Origin of the sequence: Phormidium pseudopriestleyi FRX01 (assembly GCF_017313335.1) — a bacterium.
Taxonomy (GTDB): domain Bacteria; phylum Cyanobacteriota; class Cyanobacteriia; order Cyanobacteriales; family Laspinemataceae; genus Laspinema; species Laspinema pseudopriestleyi.
Genome location: NZ_JAFLQW010000638.1, coordinates 1 through 5204, shown reverse-complemented (window position 1 = coordinate 5204; position 5204 = coordinate 1). Strand labels below are relative to the sequence as shown.

Annotated in this window: 4 protein-coding genes; 3 read left to right on the top strand and 1 reads right to left on the bottom strand. The window is 50.1% G+C overall.

The window, feature by feature from the left end:
- The first annotated feature begins 516 nt into the window (after window positions 1–516).
- From J0895_RS24090 to thrB, 3 genes are all read left to right on the top strand, one after another.
- Entirely contained in the window at window positions 517–1422 is a 906-nt protein-coding gene (locus J0895_RS24090; RefSeq protein ID WP_207090522.1) for a pentapeptide repeat-containing protein, read from the top strand.
- Window positions 1423–1650: 228 nt separating this feature from the next.
- Entirely contained in the window at window positions 1651–2439 is a 789-nt protein-coding gene (locus J0895_RS24085; protein WP_207090521.1) for a hypothetical protein, read from the top strand.
- Window positions 2440–2576: 137 nt separating this feature from the next.
- Window positions 2577–3584: a homoserine kinase gene (thrB, locus tag J0895_RS24080; RefSeq protein ID WP_207090523.1), complete on the top strand. Its 1008-nt coding sequence runs from the start codon at window positions 2577–2579 to the stop codon at window positions 3582–3584.
- Between the two features lie 190 nt (window positions 3585–3774).
- On the opposite strand, the gene metX is transcribed toward thrB, so the two are convergent.
- Window positions 3775–4884 (bottom strand): homoserine O-acetyltransferase MetX, encoded by a 1110-nt coding sequence (gene metX, locus J0895_RS24075; RefSeq protein WP_207090520.1) that lies wholly within the window; start codon window positions 4882–4884, stop codon window positions 3775–3777.
- Between the last annotated feature and the right edge of the window lie 320 nt (window positions 4885–5204).

Below are 5204 nucleotides of genomic sequence, written 5' to 3'. Positions count from 1 at the left end.
TGTCCCTCGGGAACAGGCGATCGCCCCCCAGGATACTCAGGCATTACTCTGCGATGAATCCTGGACCGCTTAGATTGTAGTGGATTTAGGGATAGGGAACCCGATTAGCCCTAATTCGGACCCTTTCAGACCTTCATTGCCACTGCGTTGATGATCAAAGCTGCGAGTTTCGCCTTTCTTCATGGAGTAAGCACTTCTACTCTCGTTTAAGGGAATACGGCCTAGAGATTCGCACGACTCGGACCGCATTGCAACCCGACCTGAGTGCCAGCGCGATTCCGAGAATTCTTAAAACAAAACTTATTACGAGCTGGCATTTTTTAAGCGTACAATGAAAATATGAATAAATTATTTAATTTTCTGGACAGTCATCCATTTATGGCTTTAGGCAGAGTAGGTCTGAGCATTAAATTGTTATATGATTCTGCTGATTCTAGCCAACCATAAACCACGTCCCAATCTAAAAACGTTAAGAGAGCCAAGCTTTTTACAAAAATCGAGGGAGCAATGAATCGGATGAACGTTAGCGAACTACTTGAACGGTATGAAATGGGTCAGAGGGACTTTTCTGGAGTGGACCTGAGTGGAGCCGATCTCAGCCGATCCAACCTAGTCGGGATAAATCTCAGCCATGCAGTGCTGCGGGGAACGAATTTGAGTCGAGCAAATCTGACTAAAGCTGACTTGAGTAAGGCGGCATTGCAATGGGCGAATCTGAGCTATGCCAAGATGGAAAACGCGAAATTGATGGATGCGGATCTGACCAAAGCGGCGCTCTCCGGTGCAGTCTTAGTCAAAGCAAAATTACCGAGAGCGAAACTCAGCGGGGCCAACCTCAATAGTACGAACCTCAGAAGCGCCAACCTGCGGAGTGCAAATTTGGCAGGAGCCAATATGGAATGGGTCAATCTGCGAGCTGCCAATCTGACGGGTGCCAACCTCAGTTGGGCGCTCCTGAATTGTGCCAGACTCAGCGGTGCCATGCTCTATGGTGCGAATTTAAACGGGATTACCTTAGAGGGAGCCTATTTAAACGGGGTGGACCTGAATGGGGTCAATCTCAATGGCATCAATCTCAAGCAAGCCAAATTGAGTAACTCTAATTTAGAGGGTGCGAACCTGATTGCTGCTAATCTGGCTTATGCCACCATGCGATCGGTGAGTTTAATGGGGGCAGACCTCAGTGGAGCCAATTTAACCGGAGCCTCTCTCCAGAAAGCTAACTTAAATTGGGCCTCTTTAAATCGGGCGGAATTGGTAGAAGCGGATCTGAGTAATGCCACCTTAGTGGGAACGAATGTCGAGGGCGCGAATTTTACCGATGCAGTTTTGCCAGAACTGACCCGGCGCTACTTTTATTTAACCACTGGCGGCAGTTCGAGCTATGAATCCGAGCGAGTCGTGAGTGCTCCGATAAGTTAGCTTAACGCCCATAGTTTTAAGCAGCAAGCGGGGGAATCGCTGTGCTGGGGAGCAGTTGAGTCACCCCCGATCGCCCACAAAGTCCCGATACCTGACAGGTCATCCCCCGGATGAGGGGTAAAAACTCTGGGGAGGGTTGTTCAGAGATTTTTGAGCTCGCCCGAATAAATGCGATAAAATCCTTGAACAACGAAAAACTCATAACTACCTGCGATTTACCCAATGGGGATGCAACGCTCGCTCTTTCTTCTTGGACTCTCCTTGCTTGTGGCTTTGGGGGCAGTATGGGGTTGGGTGGTAGTCGGACTCGACTCCATAACCTGGAAACTAGCGTTATCAATACCGGCTGGATTGGTCCTGTTTTGGCCGATCGCCCAGCATATTGCCAACAGTTCATTTCTCTCGGTGGGAACTAGACGGGAATGCATTATTGAATTTACCCTAAAGTTCCTAGCTAAAACTATCATTGGGGTCAGTGCAGTAACTGGGGTGGGAGCATTTCTACTCGCCGGGATTTGGGCCATTGCTAGGCATGGGGCGATCGCTAAAGAAACGGCCCTATTCGGGGTCCAGTCGTTGGCGATTGCCCTCGCTGCTTTGCTGGTGGCGATCGCCTTTCATTATCTCTTTCGCTTCCTCCTCAAAAAGTTAGGCGCCGTTCAACTTGATATTCTCTATTTAGCTGGGGCCGGGGCTACAGTTTTAGCCGGGGGTGGAATCATCGCCGCTCAAACCTGGATTGGGGTCCTGGACGAACCCGTTCTATCCCAGAGAATCGCGAATTCTGCCTGGATTGCTGTGGTGGGAGTTGGCTATGCCTGGGTACAAATTTTAGCGGCTACCCCCAACGAGAAAAAAGTAGTCGTGCCTGATGCCTTGATGACGGCTTTCGTGGTAATCTGTGGGGCCGTTTTATTTTGGGCCATCGGAAAAGCATCTTTTCCCGTGGCGATCGGGTTACTGGCTTGGGTGGGCGCTTTAGTCTTAGATAAAGAACAGAAAAAGCGAAAATTTTAAATGAATTATCCCCCTGAAATTTCAAGAGCAGACATTTTGTCAACAAACCCAGTTGCTCTTAGGACAACTGAACCGACAGCCTAGAAAATTTTTAACTTTTTTCTCAACCGACGAAACGTACTCCCTTAAAACCTTTGATGTCTTCTACCCACTCCACCGTTACCGTTACCGTTCCGGCCACCACTGCTAACCTAGGGCCGGGTTTTGACTGTTTTGGGGCCGCATTGACCCTGTACAACCAGTTTAAATTTTCGGCGATCGCCCTCAATCCATCCACACCGCATCAAAAAACGCTTCAGATTGTCGTCAAGGGATTAGAAGCCGATCGCGTGATTGCTGATGAGACCAATTTGGTCTATAAAGCCTTTGCTAAATTCTACGCCCATCTCGGCCAATCCCCACCGCCGGTAGAAATCGAGATAGAACTGGGAGTTCCCCTGGCGCGAGGATTGGGAAGTTCGGCAACGGCGATCGCCGGTGGATTAATGGGCGCCAATCACCTCGCCGGAAAACCTCTGACTCTACTGCAACTGGTGGATCTGGCGATTGACATGGAAAAGCATCCCGATAACGTTGTTCCAGCCTTACTCGGAGGATGTCGTCTCGCTGCATCGATCCCGGAAGAACTGGCAACCGATGAACCCGGGTGGGAAATCTGTGACGTTCCCTGGCATTCAGAAATTGTCCCGGTAGTGGCGATTCCGGAGTTTGAGTTGGCGACAGAAACAGCGCGCCAGGTACTGCCAAGCCACTACACCCGGGCCGATGCGATTTACAATACCGCCCATTTGGGGTTACTCCTACGGGGATTAGCCACCAACAATGGTCAATGGTTGCGGGTTGCCATGAGCGATCGCCTGCATCAGCCCTATCGCAAGAGTTTGATTCCCGGTTATGATGCGGTTCATGCAGCGGCTTTAAATGCGGGAGCCTACGGGTTGACCATTAGTGGTGCAGGTCCAACCCTATTGGCGTTATCTGCTCAGGCGCAGTCGGCAGATGTGGCGATCGCAATGGTGGAAGCATGGCAGAAAGCCGGTATTGAGTCCCATGCGCAATCTCTACAAATTGATATCCGAGGGTCGGTGAGCGTGGAAGCGAAAACTTCCCTGAAACAACCAGCTAACTTTTCTACACCCGGGTAACGGGTATCGTTCCGAACTTATGAGGTACAGATGCTATTTAGGGAGTGCGAGCATCTTGCTCGCTATAGTCTCAAAAGCGAGCAAGATGCTCGCACTCCCTAACCCTAAATGTAGAGGCGAATCGCGAATCACCTCTACATTTAGGGTTCGATGTTAAACGATTAGGTCAGTCCTGATTACCCCGGTGTGGCTAATTATCCACTCGCCAAATCCGGGACAGATGAGAGCGATCGCGACTGGCGGCATTCCACTCCAGGGACTGGCGGAAATTCACCACCATTGCATTCAAGTCTTCCATATCAATTAAAAACGCATCGTGACCGTGAGGGGAATTCAACCACCCCAGTTCAGCATTAGGAATCAACTGGGCTAACTTTTCTTGTTCAACCGGGGGATAAAGTACATCCGAGTCGATCGCCACCACAAGAGTCGGTTGTTGGATACTGGCGAGCACCGAATCATAATCCCCAATTCCGCGAGACACATCGTGACTGTCCATCGCGTAAGTCAAGGTGATGTAACTATTGGCATCAAAACGATTTACCATTTTTTGGCCTTGATGGTGGAGGTAGTTGACGATTTCCCAATTGCCATCAGCACTTTTGTTTCGCCCAAATTTTTGCTCTAAACTGGCCCAACTGCGATAAGAACACATCGCCATCATGCGTGCAGCAGACAATCCAGCAGCGGGGGGTTGTTCAATGGTGTAATAGCCACCGCGCCAATAGGGGTCAGCACAAATCGCTTGGCGCTGGGCTTCGCTGAGTCCAATACACCAGGGGGAATGTCTACCCGAGGCGGCAAAGGTGGCGATCGCCTCCACTTTTTCCGGATACATCACTCCCCATTCCAGGACCTGCATCCCGCCTAATGACCCCCCGATCACCAGCTTCACTTTTGCCACTTCCAACTCATCCAGCAATGCCGCCTGGACTCGCACCATATCCCGAATCGTAATCCGAGGGAAATCTGGACCATAAGGACATCCGGTTTCGGGATTGACCGAGGTGGGTCCGGTGGTGCCGTAACAACTGCCCAGGACGTTGCTACAAATCATAAAATCTTTTTCAGTATCCAGGGCTTTTCCAGGGCCAAATAAAGGGTCCCACCACTGATCCGCATCCGCCCATCCGGTTAATGCATGGCAGATCACCACAGCATTATCTCGTTCCGGGTTCAGCTTCCCCCAGGTGCGATAGGCGACTTGCACCCCGATCAATACCTGTCCGGATTCTAGGATAACGGGTTGTGTCAGCTCACAAAACTGGGTTTCCGGGGAAATATATCGAGTCTCATTCATAATGTTTCATCGGTTGGCGATCGCATCGTAGGTCCTTAACAATCGGCTAAGAAACGCTTGTCACGTCTTAATAACCGTTAGCGGTGGGTATTCGCTGACGGCTTGTTGCTACATTGTACCCCTCGCCGGTCACCGAGTCCCCTCAATTTTTATTGTTTCTATTGTAATCTAATCTCGTTCTGGCTTCTGTTTGTTAAATCATGAAGTGATCATCAACGGAGGATGATTAAGAGAAAACCGAACTAGAAAGGCCCAGTTTTCTGCATGAAGTTCCGGGGGTTAGAGGTGCTTTCACAGAGGCGATCGCCTCTGTGAAAGCA